The organism is Candidatus Nanogingivalis gingivitcus, assembly GCF_004151455.1.
Taxonomy (GTDB): Bacteria; Patescibacteriota; Saccharimonadia; order Saccharimonadales; family Saccharimonadaceae; genus Nanogingivalis; species Nanogingivalis gingivitcus.
The window spans coordinates 1-15232 of sequence record NZ_PRLK01000001.1; the positions used below are offsets into that span (position 1 = coordinate 1).

The 15232-nt window shown below is 32.8% G+C and carries 13 protein-coding genes; 2 read left to right on the forward strand and 11 right to left on the reverse strand.

Going from position 1 to position 15232, the window contains the following annotated elements; translation table 11 throughout:
- Window positions 1–538 (forward strand): hypothetical protein (locus G6CMJM_RS03165; protein ID WP_206660752.1); only part of this gene is annotated, 538 nt, incomplete at its 5' end.
- Here G6CMJM_RS03165 and queA read toward each other — a convergent pair.
- The 10 genes from queA to G6CMJM_RS00050 all read right to left on the reverse strand — a co-directional run bounded on the left by queA (window position 535) and on the right by G6CMJM_RS00050 (window position 13084).
- Entirely contained in the window at window positions 535–1575 is a 1041-nt protein-coding gene (queA, locus tag G6CMJM_RS00005) for a tRNA preQ1(34) S-adenosylmethionine ribosyltransferase-isomerase QueA (RefSeq protein WP_129718449.1), read from the reverse strand. The genes G6CMJM_RS03165 and queA overlap by 4 nt on opposite strands.
- 119 nt (window positions 1576–1694) lie before the next feature.
- Complete coding sequence (locus G6CMJM_RS03250; protein ID WP_129718450.1) at window positions 1695–2849, reverse strand: CHAP domain-containing protein; 1155 nt, start codon at window positions 2847–2849, stop codon at window positions 1695–1697.
- 258 nt (window positions 2850–3107) lie between these two features.
- Window positions 3108–4163 (reverse strand): endolytic transglycosylase MltG, encoded by a 1056-nt coding sequence (gene mltG, locus G6CMJM_RS00015; RefSeq protein ID WP_129718451.1) that lies wholly within the window; start codon window positions 4161–4163, stop codon window positions 3108–3110.
- Window positions 4163–4570: a Holliday junction resolvase RuvX gene (ruvX, locus tag G6CMJM_RS00020; RefSeq protein WP_129718452.1), complete on the reverse strand. Its 408-nt coding sequence runs from the start codon at window positions 4568–4570 to the stop codon at window positions 4163–4165. The genes mltG and ruvX overlap by 1 nt, the downstream gene beginning before the upstream one ends.
- Window positions 4570–6183 carry a baseplate J/gp47 family protein gene (locus G6CMJM_RS00025; RefSeq protein WP_129718453.1) on the reverse strand — a complete coding sequence of 538 codons (1614 nt, stop codon included), beginning with the start codon at window positions 6181–6183 and terminating at the stop codon, window positions 4570–4572. The genes ruvX and G6CMJM_RS00025 overlap by 1 nt, the downstream gene beginning before the upstream one ends.
- Before the next feature lie 15 nt (window positions 6184–6198).
- Window positions 6199–7479, reverse strand: a complete 1281-nt coding sequence (locus G6CMJM_RS00030; RefSeq protein WP_206660753.1) for a cell division FtsA domain-containing protein — start codon at window positions 7477–7479, stop codon at window positions 6199–6201.
- 78 nt (window positions 7480–7557) lie between these two features.
- Window positions 7558–9447, reverse strand: a complete 1890-nt coding sequence (locus G6CMJM_RS00035; RefSeq protein WP_206660754.1) for an alanine--tRNA ligase — start codon at window positions 9445–9447, stop codon at window positions 7558–7560.
- A gap of 66 nt (window positions 9448–9513) precedes the next feature.
- On the reverse strand, window positions 9514–10899 hold the full coding sequence (locus G6CMJM_RS00040) for a hypothetical protein (protein ID WP_129718454.1): 1386 nt from the start codon (window positions 10897–10899) through the stop codon (window positions 9514–9516).
- A gap of 9 nt (window positions 10900–10908) precedes the next feature.
- Window positions 10909–11679 (reverse strand): triose-phosphate isomerase, encoded by a 771-nt coding sequence (gene tpiA, locus G6CMJM_RS00045; RefSeq protein WP_129718455.1) that lies wholly within the window; start codon window positions 11677–11679, stop codon window positions 10909–10911.
- Between the two features lies 1 nt (window position 11680).
- On the reverse strand, window positions 11681–13084 hold the full coding sequence (locus G6CMJM_RS00050) for a phosphoglycerate kinase (RefSeq protein ID WP_129718456.1): 1404 nt from the start codon (window positions 13082–13084) through the stop codon (window positions 11681–11683).
- A 77-nt stretch (window positions 13085–13161) separates the two neighbouring features.
- Here G6CMJM_RS00050 and G6CMJM_RS03255 point away from each other — a divergent pair, with 77 nt between their 5' ends.
- Complete coding sequence (locus G6CMJM_RS03255; protein ID WP_274542108.1) at window positions 13162–13290, forward strand: hypothetical protein; 129 nt, start codon at window positions 13162–13164, stop codon at window positions 13288–13290.
- Between the two features lie 48 nt (window positions 13291–13338).
- Here the strand turns inward: G6CMJM_RS03255 and typA are convergent, their stop codons facing one another.
- Window positions 13339–15165, reverse strand: a complete 1827-nt coding sequence (typA, locus tag G6CMJM_RS00055) for a translational GTPase TypA (protein ID WP_129718457.1) — start codon at window positions 15163–15165, stop codon at window positions 13339–13341.
- Window positions 15166–15232 lie beyond the last annotated feature (67 nt).

Consider the following 15232-nt stretch of genomic DNA (forward strand, 5'->3'; position numbering starts at 1 on the left):
TGTTGCTGGTTTAATATTCTTAATGGTTTTCTTAGCTCTGCCAGCACTACAACGGGCTCAAAGAGATATGGCTAGAAAACAAGCCATAGCTGATATTGCTTCACAAATAATAACTTATTATTCTAATACTCGCCAGTTTCCAAAAGCATATAGGGGAAGTATTAAGAGTAAAGATTTTCCCCTTAGTAGCTTTCAATCATCCGAGATTGAAGAAGTTATAATTGTAGATTCAAGGGAACGTATGGGAGTTAGTACATCAGAATACTATGCAAATCTATCAGGTAAATTTAATAGTTTATATATCGGATTAGGTGGGGTATGCCAAAAAGAAAGATACGGTGAAGAATGGCCTGCTTACGGAATTGCAGCCGGAACAAGAAGTTCATCCCTTGGAGCAAAAGGCAACGGAAATTTTGCTATTTTAGGATATCTAGAAACAGGAGCTATAACATCTGTAAAATACTATGGTCATGATAAATATAGTAAATTAGATGATGGAAAAACCCTAGCTAATTACTGTGAAGATTTTAGTCTTTAATAAATAATCATCGAATCGCCGTAAGATAAAAACCTATAATTATGCTCACTTGCATAATTATAAGCATTTAAAAGATTATCCCAGCCAGCAAAAGCACTGGCCATCATTAATACTGTTGATTTTGGTGCATGAAAATTAGTTATCATACCATTTAAAATTTTAAAGTTATATCCAGGGTATATAAAAATATCAGCCTCACCAGTTAGTTTATCTTTCGCGTCGTTATAATCTAATAAGCTGTTAGCGTTATATTCTAGTGTTCTAGATACAGTAGTGCCTAAAGCAAAAACTCTTCTACTCTCCTTTTTTGCTTTTTTAATAATACTCACAGTTTCTTGTGGTATTTCAAAATACTCTTGGTGCATTTTATGTTCTTCTAGATTATCCGTTCGTATTGGCATAAATGTACCAAGGCCAACATGTAAGGTTAAATAACAAACTATTACGCCCTTATTTTTAAGAGTTTGTAATATTTCGTCGGTCATATTAAGGCTTGCAGTAGGCGCAGCTACGGAACCTTTTTCTTGAGCAAAAACTGTTTGATACCTTTTAATATCAAGCGGTGTTGCATCTCTCCTCATATATGGTGGAAGAGGCACAGTTCCATATTGATCACACAAGTCCCTTAAATCTTTATTTGAACTAACGATAGCCAAACCATCACCTAGTATTTCCTCAACCTTTATTTTTTCTTGGCTATTTTCAACAGTTAATATGTCGCCCTCTTTAATTTTCCCCCTATACATAACTTTATGCTGGTGCCAGTCGGCATCATAACTATGTCTTTCTAGGATAACCAATTCCCTTTTAACACCTGACTCTTTTTTCACAAATAATCGTGCTTTAATAACTTTAGTATCGTTCAAAACAAGCACATCACCCCCTTTAAAGAAATCAGCAATATTACGGTAAAAAGAATCCTTAATTTCTCCATTATTTCGGTTTAGGGCAAGGAGTCTTGACCATCCTCGTACCTCTGGGGGGGTAGAAGCAATTAATTCATCTACTAAATTATAAGTATAATCTTCTAGTTTCATTCTTTATATTATACACCTACCATGGGCTTTAAACTAAACTATTTTTATTTTCTTTATTAGCTGACTTAAAAAATAAAAGAGGTGATATTACCTCTTTTATTAATTTATACTATTAACTATTAGTGAATATAGTTAGATGGGTTACTTATTGGAATTGTTCGAGTAGTAATTTTACCCAAACCTCCGTTGTGGTTCATATCTGTAATTGTTATAGTACCATCACCATTTATAGATTCAACAATACCAACGTGTCCCCAGTAAGAGCTACCTGAAGCACCTGAGTTCCATTGCGCTATAGCACCAACTGTAGGCGTAGAGTCAACTCTATATCCAGCAGCTCTAGCACTTATTGCCCAACTTGACGCATTACCCCAGAAACTACCAATATCAGAACGACGGTTATAAACGTACCATGTACAGTTACCCCATGCATAAGCGTTACCAGCCTTAGCATTATAATTTGAGCTTGGCACTTGAGTAGCAATAACACCTCTTGATACTGAAGAGCTTTTAGCTGTAGATTTTACGGGAGTAGTATAATCTGGGCGTTCATTCTCTGGTAAAATTCCACCTGGGATAACGATTTCTTTACCAGCTTCTAGTTTTTCATTACCGTTATAAGAGGAGATCCTCTCTGTACTTGCTTGGTATTTTTTAGCAATTTCTTCAATAGAATCATTATCTTTAACGGTATATACAATACCATCAATAGGTAAAATTTTTAGTTCTTTACCAGCCTCAACCTTATCATCTTTTAGGTTGTTTACCCATTTAATAGTTTGAGCTGTAATACCATATTTATCAGCAATAGATTGAATAGTTTCTTCTTCTTTAGTTTTATAAACTGTAATTTTACGCTCTTCAGCCTTAACTTCTAAAATCTTCGGTTTTTCTACTACACCAGTTGATTGATTACTATCATTTATAACTGATATAGAAACTGATAAATTAGCAGTACTTGGCGCAACAGCTAAGTTAGCAGATTCAGCTAAACCAGCTACAACGTTAGACTCAGTAACTTTATCTAAAGAAATATTCTCTATTTTACTTTTATTCTCATCATTAGAAGATTCAATTATTTTGTTGCTATGAACTTCAATATTAGCTTTTTCTTCTTTATGGTTATAACTAAATAACGCAACTGAGAATATTGTTAATATAATAAGTGTATATATTATATTTGACTTATTTTTTAAAATTTTTTTCGGATTAATTTTGCCCTTACCCGTTTGTTTTTGATTTTGTATTATCTCGATACGAGATGTTTTTTCCATCTCTTTTCTTTGACTACAAATAATCGTTCTCCCGCAAACGTATTACTACGTTGCACTACCTTACTATTATCTTCCGAAGAATCAGATACGAATTCGACCTTAAATGTTAATATTATATCAGTTTCACCCGCGTATCCTTTACAACCTCTGGTAGGTGCCTTAATATAAAAACCACATTACTAAGTATAAGTTTTATATCAATTTACCTTAAGATTATAACAAAATATATTTAAAATGTCAATTAATGGTGCTTCTGTTTTAAATTATTTGACACTTTTTTTGACAATGATTTTTAATATTTTGTTGATGCTGAGCATCTGTTTTTGCAAAATAAGTTATATCATCATCGCCACTTAAAAAGAATAAATAATCGTGTTTTTCTGGGTTGGCTACAGCTTCTAAAGCATTAACGCCTGGTGTAGCTATTGGCGTAGGAGTTAAGCCTTTCTTAATTCTAAGATTATATGGGGATTCTAAATTAACATCCCTATCTAGCTTATTTTTATCTGCTATATATTGATAAGTTACATCTGATCCTAAAGTCATATTAGCTTTTAAGCGATTATAAAATACCCCTGCAATTTTCTTCATATCCTCTAGATTACCTAGTGATTCTTTTTGTACTATAGAAGCCAAAGTAATACCTTGATACAAACTTAAGTTATGACTAGCATATTTTTTAACTAATTGTTTTTCTTCTATTTTTTTCTCAAAATCTGCAAAAAACCGTTCAACTATTTCTTGTACAGTAACTCCTTTTTCAAAGTTATGAGTCTCCCCCCAAAAATATCCTTCATTATCTACATTTTTAGGTTTACCAGAAAAAAGTGTTTTAAATTTGCCAGAATAGTCTTTAGCTAAAGCACTATCAACTTCTTCACTAGAAAAGCCTGCTTTAACTAATACATTTTTAGCATTTTTGATAGTTCCTCCAGGTAAAAAAGTTATACTGATCTTTTTAGAGTTAGGGCTACCATTTAAAATTTTTAATATTTCAGCCATTGTCATATTACTATTTAGCTGATATTTACCAACTTTAACCTTATCAAGGTTATTATTTTTTGCGTAAAAATTAAAGAAAAATTTAGAATTAATTAATTTATATTTTTCTAATTCTTTGCCGATACTAGAGATAGTGTCGCCCTCTTCTATAGAAAAGTCTATTTCTTTACCATCACCTCTTTTATAATTTAAGGAATTATTATAACTATAAAAGGCCATACCTCCAAATACTAAAACGACAACAGCTAAAAATAAACCTATAAATCCAAATATCTTAGCAATCTTTTTTTTATTTTTACCCTGCTTACTCATTAAAAATTCTCCTCTAAATAATCTTGTAATATTATAGCCGCTGCTTGCATATCTATATCACCTTTAGTATAAGGTTTTTTATAACTTTTTAATATATTCTCTGCTTGTACACTAGTTAAGCTCTCATCTTGAAATTTAATTTCATTAACAGATAGTTTAAAATTTTCTAAAAATTCTTTAGTGTATACACTTTGTGCAGTCTCTTCTCCGCTCATATTTCTAGGAAGGCCGGCAACGATAGTGTTAATTTTCTCATTAACAATAATTTTATTTATTTGAAGAATCTCATCTCCATCATTAACTTCTATAGTAGTTAATGGGATAGCAATTTTAATACTACTATTAGCTACAGCAACACCTATACGACGCGTGCCAATATCAAGACCAAGTAAGTTTTTGGCTTTCATTATTCTACCGTAAATTCTATTGAAAGTTTATCATTATCTTTAGGAATCTTATTAACCCAAAAATATGAGAATTTAACTTCAACTTTATTAACTCCTTCAATCTTTTCTAATATAGATTGCACCTCACCAGATTTTTTGTCGGCAATTTTAGTTCTTAGCTCAGATTCTTTAATTTCTGGACCAACTTTAACTTCTGTAGAGGCAGTAATTTCTTTATCGCTATAATTTGTTAGGGCTATTTTTTTAACGCCATTATCATAAATTTTTTGATTCTCTACTTTTTCAATTTTCTGTTTTGCCCGGTTTTCTATAAATGTAGCTAATGAATCTCGTTTTATAGCTAAAATATTATGAATAACCTTGCTTTTAACAGTAACTTTACCTTTACTTGCTTCTTCATTAATAGATGGGCTTGCTACTGGATTTTCGGCAGTTGCTTTATAGCTATCTTTTATAGCAATAAAACTATTATCTATCTTGCTTAATAATTGTGATTCTATGTTATTATCTGATTTTTTAGCCAATTGTTGTTTAGCATTGTCGATATCGTTCTGTGACACTACACTAATAGTCTTCTTTGTTCCACCAGATAAAGCTTCACCTTTTGCGCTAACACCCTCTACTGCTGAAATGTAAGTTTGTGGACTTAAATTACATTTTTCACCAATTTCCGTAGCTTGTATTCCAACGGTTGTACTGCCAGCTATCAAATTACCACTTCGAACCTTTACCCCTGGTATTGTTGCGTTAGAGGTAGTAACAAAATTACATCCACCAGCAGAAAATGCAGTACCTTTAAGAACAGTCACAGCTTCACTCTCGCTACTTTGCGATAATGTTATAGTACCTTTGGAGGCTTCACCAATATCTTTCTTGCCAGTTGCATCAACAGTAACTTCATTATTTTGTTCTAAAGATTCTGTTTTGGTAGCTAGAACACCTTTTTGAGCATCTTCTAAAGTATCGCTATTTACCAGCTTAATTTTTTCTTTCAAGCTTATAGAATTTGTTTTAGCTGAAATTATTACCTTTGCACTTGGAGCAAACACAATAGCCCATACTAAAAATACAATAACAGCTATAGATAAACCACCTATAATAAATGCTTTCTTTCTGAATTTTTTAAAATCTGGAATTTTAGGAGTTTTAACATTTTTAGCTGCTTTAGATTTAAAATCTTTATTATCATCTATAGATTCATCAATATCAAGATTATTTAATATCTCATCTTCTTTATCTTCAGGGGTATCACCAGAAAAATCTGCTATAGGTAATTTTCCACCGTCAATAATCTCATCATCATCAACTTTTATTACATCAATCTCAGGAACTTCTGGCTTGTTATGGAGGCTCTGAGCTATAGGTATTTTAGCTACAGCGCACATAGGCCTTAAAGCTTTACTATTAGAAACTATAACAATTTTCTTATCGGCTTTTTCGGCACTTCTAGCTAATAATCTTAAATTAACGGCACTTCTAAGACTACCTAAATTTTTTGGTGGAACAATAGCAATAATTCGCTCTTTTGACTTCTTTATTTTATTTACAATATCAGTAATATCATCTTCTATATCAAGATAGATAACATCTTTTTTTACAATATTTTCACTCATATTTTTATACCTATCCTAAACTCTTAAAATTTTATTTAGCTTATCCTTAAAACTATCCCCTACATTTTCATTACCTGTATAAGTATCATAGGCAACTCTTAAAAGACCCATAGCCGTAATAAATGTATGGTCTACCAATTTTCCTGTCCCATCGTTAATACCAACCACTTCGCTAGGTTGAATGTATTTTATTTTAGGCTTTTTATTAAATGGTAAATCTTTCCACCAGTCAGTATCTTCTAGTTTATCTACTAACCCTTGCAAGCTAGCGCCACCACCACATAACAGAACGCGATTAGGTAGGTAGTCTAAGTTATCAAATTCGCTCAAAGCTAATTCAACTCCAGAGATCCAAACATCTAAAGTATTCTCAATAGCCTCTGTAGCTTCTTGAACGATATTTGATTGTAGTTTATCGCCAGACAGGTTCACTTTTAATTTTTCGGCATTTTTATATGATAAGTTCATTTCATTAGCTATTTGATTAGTAAAACTACGCCCACCAATACCAAACATCTTTGTTCCTTCAACGCCACCGTCATTAACCACAGCAATATCGGTAGTACCACCACCTACGTCAGCTAAAATAGCTGTAAAATTACTGCTTGAATCAGTACCTATCACACTTCTAGCTACAGCAAAAGGCTCAGCCGCCACTGCAATTAGATCTAGAGCTAGCTCATTAGCAACCCTCTCTATTGCACTAATATGCACCATTGGAGCGAAAGCAGTATATATTTGAACTGCTATATCTTTACCTTGAAAACCAATTGGGTTAGATATCTTATATCCATCAATATGTATACCAACAATTGCAGAGTTAACAAGCTTAACTTCAGCATCTTTATTGCCTGTTTCTAAAGCAATTTCACGCTGCGCTTTAATTTGGGCACGCTCTTGAATTTTTTCAATGATAAATTCCATTTCAGCATCATCAAGAGGTCTATTTGGCTGAGGTCTTCTATATTTAATAGTGCTGGTATTACCTTTAACTAGTTCACCAGCAATACCTATTACAGCTTTTCTAGCTTGTATTCCAGCTTGGTCTTCTGCCTCTATTAAAGCTGTTTCACAGTTGTGTATTACACTAGAAATATCTGCTATAGCACCTGAGTGCATGTCTGATAAAGATTGCCTTGCACGGCCAACACCAATAACATTAATATTTTCTCCATCTATTTCAGCAACTAAAGCTTTAACAAATTCAGTTCCAATATCTAAAGAGACGATAAAATTATCGTTAGCGTCTTCTTTTTGTTTACTTTTAAACAACATATTGCTTAAATTATAAAGCATTTATGTTTTTTTAGCAAACAAGGGGAGAAATACAAAAAACAAGCAGTTCTCTGCTTGTTTTTGTAAGTAATATTTTATTTATTGTAAGACTGCTTTTATTCTTCTTACTCCAGCACTAGAAGATTGCTCTTTCTTAATCTTAAACACTTTTCCACCATCTGCTAGTTGCAGAGTATTTTCAACATGAGGTCCACCACAAATCTCTACGCTAAACGGTTTTTCTCCGTCTGCCTGCATAGTATAAACTTTAACTACATCACCGTATTTATCGCCAAATACACCAATAGCCTTTAACTCATTTAATGCATAGTCAGTATCATATTCTGCAAAAGTAACTTTTAAGCCTTTTTTAATCTGTTCATTCACTATATTTTCAACTTCTAATATTTGCTCTGGGGTCATTTTTTGATCATAGTTGAAGTCAAAGCGTAAACGTTCTGTTGTGATATTAGAACCTCTTTGTTCAATATTTTTACCAAGTACAATACGAAGAGCTGCATTCATTAAGTGAGTAGCAGTATGCAATTTAAAGTGTTCTAAAGTCTGACCTTCCAAACCACCCTTAAACATACCTTTTGACGCAGTTTTAGAACGCTCCCTTTGGGCAAGCATATACTCTTCAAATTCTTTTTCCCATTTAGCACTAATTTGTATATTTAGCTTATGTGCTTCTTCTACGGATAATTCTGTAGGAAAACCGTATGTATCATATAACATAAATAAGTCTTTACCAGTTAATTCTTTATCTTTAAAACGGTTTAGCTCTCTTATTCCTTTTCGCAAGGTTCTAGCAAAGGCTTTTTCTTCTGTTACTAAAGTGCTGATGATTTGATCTTTTTTAGCTACAAACTCTTTATAATTATCTTTATAAATATCAATTATTACAGGTACTATTTGTTCTAAAAAGTTTTTTTCAATACCTAAATTAAAGGCTTGTATCATAGCTCTACGAATAAACTTTCTCATCACATAGCCTTGTTCTTTATTGCTTGGAGTACAACCATCTACTGCAAGAAAAGTAGCGCTTCTAAGATGGTCGGCTATTATTCTCATTGATTTTGTATTTTCTGCATACTTACTACCTGATATCTCTTCAATTTTATCTATAATAGGTTTTAATAAGCTAACCTTAAATACGTCAGAACTACCCATTTTAGCTGCAGCAATTCGCTCTAATCCACCGCCAAAATCAACATTTTTATTTTCTAAAGGCTCGAAACTGCCGTCCTCTAAGCGATGATACTGCATGAAAACCTGATTTCCTATTTCCATAAAACGACCACTATCACTTGCCGGATGTGCTTCTCCATAGCTAGGGTCATGATTTTCTTCACCAAAATCATAAAATACTTCAGAATCAGGACCACATGGATCACCAATAGGTGTAGAATCCAAGCCACCTCCACGACTCCACCAGTTTTCTTTGTCGTTATAGAAGAAAATACGTCCACCTTGCATACCTAATTTATCACCCTTTTCGGCCGTACCTAATTCTACAATCTTAGCTTCAATACCCTTTTCAGCAAAAACTTCTTGCCATATTTTAGCGCTTTCATCGTCTCTAGGTATATTGTATGTTTCATCACCTATAAAACATGAAACATATATTTTTTCAGGATCCAATCCAACTTCATCTACTAGAAAATTAAAGAACTGTCGTATCTGTTCTTTCTTAAAATAATCACCTAATGACCAGTTACCTAGCATTTCAAAAAAAGTGGTATGACGATTATCCCCTACATCATCAATATCTTGCGCACGCAAACATGTTTGACTATCTGTTAATCTATTTCCTTTAGGGTGCTTTTCGCCTAATAAATATGGCAATAATGGTTGCATTCCACTACCAGTGAAAAGAGTTGTAGGATCGTTATTTAAAACTAATGGCGCACGTTGTATTTCTTTATGTCCATTTTTAATTAGATATTCTGAGTAAAGTTTACGTATTTGCTGTGCTGTCATAACCATAATTGTAACATATCACCCCTATAAAACAAAATTAATAACCCTCCTAGTGGAGGGTTATTAATTATTTTATTTAAGGAAGAAGAAATATATTCCTAACCCCCCTGCTATTCCTAGTAACAATGTAGTAATTATTGCTAGAACCGTACCCCAACCTGTTTTTTTCTTATTATACTTTACGGGCATTGCGTAATCTTCTTTTGCTAGAAGAGGAGTGGTGCTATTCTTATTATTACTAATATTGTTAGAAATAGCATTTTTTTGAGGATATTGTACCTTATTGTTAGATATACCATTTATATTTCTTGTTCTAGATAAAGAGTTAAAGTTATCTATAGTTTTATAGCTTGCACTATTTCCTAATGGTCTTTTTTCAATTTTGGGATTATCTACAAAAGGAGTTTTAGTAATAGTATCGTTTTCTACGCTTCGAATAATAACTTTTTCTTCATCCTTATTTTCAGGTAGTGTCACGCTTGTATTATTGATAGGGTTATTATCTTTAAAAGAATCTTCTATTTTATTATCAGCTTTATCATTATCTTCAGTATATTCGCTAACTTTTATAGAAATACTTTCGGGTTTTTCTTCTTTTACTGTAGTATCCTCTGTAGCTTTAATATCTTTCTTAATCATTACAGAAATCTTTTCAGATTCTTCTTTTTTAGATTCTTGAGCTAATTCTTTTGCTATATCTTCTACACTTTTTACTGGTTTAGATCCACCAATCTCTGTTAAAACCTTCTCAAACTCAGCAATAGGCTTTTCTTCTTTAATTACTGGTTTTTCTATTTTTTCCGTTTTTATAGCTTTAACTAGCGTATTAACGATTTTGCTTTCATTAGGTATGTCAGTTTTTGTTTCTGTCTTCATTACTGCATTAAAAACCTGCAATTTATCAGTATCCTCTATGCTAACTACTTTACCTATATTTTCTATATTCTTTTTAGCTTCAATAGGCTTTACAACATTATTTTTATGCTTATTTAATATTGGACCTTCCAGTCTTCTTTTAGGAATACTTATAGATGAAGTATGTCTTCCAGAGATGTTCATAGGACTATCATAGTCAGGTAGTATAGGGCTTTCAAATTTATTATCTTCTATAGTTGCTAAATTATCATTAATAACATCTTTACTATTATGGCGCCTGTTGGATTCTGCTTTATCTTTAAAATCATCTAAAATCTTAATATCTTTCTTTAAAGGTTTATCAGAACTACCATCTTTTATATGTTCTTGAATATCTATTACATCGTTATCGATATTTCGTTCTTCTATAATTTTAGCCATTGAATGTAATTGGCTAGCAGTTTTAGGAGCTTTTCTTTCACCAAAAACCATCTTTTTCTTTGTACTTTCACTCATATTATCATCTTTCATTGGTGATATTTTTTTAGTTGTTAAAAAATTATTAACAGCTTTATCTAATTCATCAAAATCAAAATCTCGCATATCACAACCTTACTTATTAACCTTATTATCGATTTTTTGTACGATCTGCTCAAATTTCTCTAAGTTTAAGCTAGCACCACCTACAAGGAGTCCATCCACACCAGGAACAGCCATATAATCTACAGCACTTTCTGGTTGAACGCTGCCACCATATACAACCTGTATATTTTTAGCTACTTTTTCACCATAAAGATGCTTAACTTGAGTTCTTATCATTTTAACTGCCTTTTGTACTTGCTCTGGGTCAGCATTATCTCCACTTCCAATAGCCCAAACTGGCTCATAAGCTATAACGACTTTCTCGATATCTTCGCTTGATACATTAGCCAATCCACCTACTAACTGGTCGTTTAATACTAATGAGGTTTCCCCATGGTTACGCTCATCAGATGTCTCCCCTATACATAATATAGGGCGAATATCATTTCTTATTGCTGCCGCTACCTTAGCCCTGATATCCTTATCGCTTTCATGAAAAATATTACGCCTCTCTGAATGACCTACTAGGGCGTACTGCACTATACCTCTAAGCTGAGATATAGCAACTTCCCCAGTAAAAGCTCCTTGATCTCGCCAATAAAAATTCTGTGCTGCCAATTTAAATTGATTATGATTAACTTGCAAGCTAAGGGACTGTAAAGTGAATATAGATGGGGATAGGATAATATCTATATTGTTATAAATACCTATTTTAGTACTTAATTTATGTAAGAATATGCTAGATTGATGCATATCAAAATTCATTTTCCAGTTTGCAATTATAAGTTTATTTCTAGCCATCTTATTTACTCCTATTGTTTATATTTCTACGCTTACTTGGTAATATCTCTAGCCCGGGAAGTATTTCGCCACTAATAAGTTCTAGAGTAGCCCCTCCCCCTGTAGAAATAAGCGAAAAATCATTAGCGTCTACTTTTTTATCTTCGCACCAATTTAGTACAAAGGAAGAAGTATCACCACCACCAATAATAGATGTACCTCCATTCTTAGCTATCTCATGCATACTTTCAGCAATAGCAGCAGACCCAGCTTTAAATCCTTCTAATTCAGTTACACCGGCCGTACCATTCCAAATTACCGTTTCAGCATTCTTTAACTCATTCTTAACCATGCGTATAGTTTTATGACCAATATCAAGGATACTGTCATTATTATTTATATCTGCAAGGTCTTTATCAATCCTCTTACTATTAGTCCCTTCTACTTTTACAGCTATGTCACTAGGTAAAATAATAAAATTATCAATATTTTGAATACCTACTTTACGAATCGCCTTTTCATAAATAGATTCTATAATTTCAGTTTGACCATCTTCTATCTTACTTTTTCCTATATTATAGCCTTTATATTGTAAGAAAGTATTAGCAATAGCACCAGTAATTAATATTTTATCTGAAAGCGCAATAAATTTTTCAATTAATGGCAACTTATCAGAAATCTTACCCCCACCAAGAACTGCTATAAAAGGTCTTTTTGGTGTAGTTAGCATACTATATAATGTACCAACTTCTTTTTCAATTAATAGCCCAGCATAGCTTGGCATTATTTTTGCTATAGCTTCAGTAGAAGAATGACCACGATGAACAACGCCAAAGCCATCTTGCACGAAAATACCTGCACCAGTAATTTGTTTTAAGGCTTGCGCTAGACCTAAAGAATTTCGCTTTTCATCTTTACAAAAACGAATATTTTCTAACATTTCAATTTTATAATCATCATCGGCTTTAGCTATTGGCACTGGGTAATGAGTGCGAGAGAAAATAGGAGTAGCATGAAAATTCATAGGAAAATAATAATCTCTCTCTTGAAGAAGATTTTTTAAATGTTTAAAAACTGGCATTAATGAATATTTTCTTTTGCCATTTGGTAGTTTTTCTAGTTCATCAATATCAGCTAAACTTTCTACTGATTGTGGGCGACCTAGATGTGATACTATTATAATTTTCTTAACACCTTGATTAATCAAGTATTCAATTGTTGGTAAACTCGCTTTTATTCTAAAATCATTTAAAATATGGGCAGAGCCGTTATCATCGTAAGATATAGGTACGTTATAATCTGCTCGCAAAAGCACTACCTTATCTTTTAGGCTAGCGTCTTTAACTGTTTTTTTATTAAACATATTTTCCTTTTTATTTTCTAATTTTGTAAAAATTATAGCATATAAACGCTTGTGCTTCAACATATTTTATGATTAAAATACTGTTTTTTACAAAATAACTATTGACTTTACTATATAAATATGTTATTATATAAACATTGATGACAAAAACAAACATAAAAAACAAAAAAGATCATCATAGAAAGGAAAATACATTGTTTAAAGTTATTAGAGTTAGCCAAAACGAGGAATCATATTCTATTAAAGTTCGAACTAATCGTGAACGCTAAATAAAATAAAAAATAAATACCCCCTTTTGTCCTTTGGGGGTATTTTTATTATTTATTACTTTTAGCCATTCTTTTTCGTTCGTTTGAATCTAGATATCTCTTACGAAGACGTAAGTTTTCGGGCGTAATTTCCAAAAGCTCATCATCTTCAATAAAGTCAATACATTGTTCTAAACTTAGGTCGGTAAACGGTGTAAGTTGCACTGCACCATCGCTTGATTTTGAACGCATATTAGTTAAATGCTTCTCTTTAACAACATTAATTTCTAGATCTTCTTGCCTATTATTCAAACCTACAATCATTCCAGCATATACTTCTTTACCAGCTGGAATAAATAGCTCACCTCTAGATTCAGCACTTTGCAGAGCGTATGGCGTTGAAATACCTTTCTCGAAAGCTATTAAAGCTCCATTACGAGTTGATGGAATTTTTGCACCTAAAGTTTGGTATCCATGAGGCAAGGAATTCATTATGATAGTTCCTTTAGTAGCTGTAAGCATTAAGTTACGCAAACCAATCATTGCTCTAGTAGTAATAATATAAGTCATACGGCTAGCGCCTGTAGGAAGATTTTCTTGGCCCTTCATTTCTCCTCTACGGATTCCCATTTCTTGGCTAACAGCACCTACAAATTCTGGAGCCACTTCTATTATTAATTCCTCTACCGGCTCTTTTTCTTCACCATCTTCAGTAATAGTAACTACCTGAGGACGACCTACTTCAAATTCAAAACCTTCACGCCTTAATGTCTCAATTAACACTGATAAGTGTAACTCTCCTCTACCACTCACAATAAATCCAATGCCATCTTCTTTTACCTGTAAGCTAACATTAGTTTCTAATTCTTTGCGTAACCTATCGCCGATCTGACGCGAAGTAGTAAACTCACCCTCGCGACCTTTCATTGGGCTAGTATTAGGGCCTAAATACATAGATAATGTTGGTTTTTCTATTTCTATTGTTGGTAAAGCTTCAGGATTTTCAGCATCTGCAATAGTTTCACCAATTTCAGCGTCAGTAATACCTGTTATAGCTACAATATCACCAGCAAAAGCCTCTTTAATTTCTTCCCTAGTTAAGCCTCTATAGGCAAATAACTTATCTATCTTACTCTTTTTAACAGTTCCGTCCCTTTTAACTAAGCTTACCTGTTCGTTAGTTTTTACGCTACCTCTAGTAATTCTACCTATTGCGTATTTTCCTAAGAAATTGTCATAAGTTAAAGAAGTAACTAAAAGCTGTAAACTACCTTCAATATTAACTTTCGGCGCAGGTATATCTTCTATAATGGCATTGAAAATAGGCTCAAAATTAGCATCTTCATCTAGATTTGCTGGTACACTTTTCCAAGCTTTACCATCTCTACCGATTGCATAGTAGGTAGGATATAATAGCTGATCATCATTTGTGGCAAGCTCTAAAAACAAGTCTGATACTTCATCATTAACTTCATCAATTCTTCGTGCAGGCTTATCTATTTTGTTCATTACTACAATCGGCTTAAGCCCTAACTCTAAAGCTTTAGATAACACAAATTTAGTTTGTGGCATAGGTCCTTCTTGTGCGTCAACAACAAGAATAACTCCATCGGCCATATTTAAAGTACGCTCTACCTCACCTGAAAAGTCGGCATGCCCAGGCGTATCTATAATATTAATTTTGTAATCATTATAATAAATTGAGGTTTGCTTTGCAGTAATTGTAATACCTCTTTCACTTTCTTGATCCCCTGAGTCCATTAGTAATGTCTGTGACATTTCTGCTTGGTTATCACGAAAAGTATTACTTTGCTTTAATAGGCCATCAACAAGTGTAGTTTTACCATGGTCGACGTGAGCAATAATTGCCACGTTACGTATCTTATTTGAATCCATATTTTCCTTTTATTAGATTATCAATTTATTTTTAAACTTTACATATTTTAACATCTTATATAGTAAA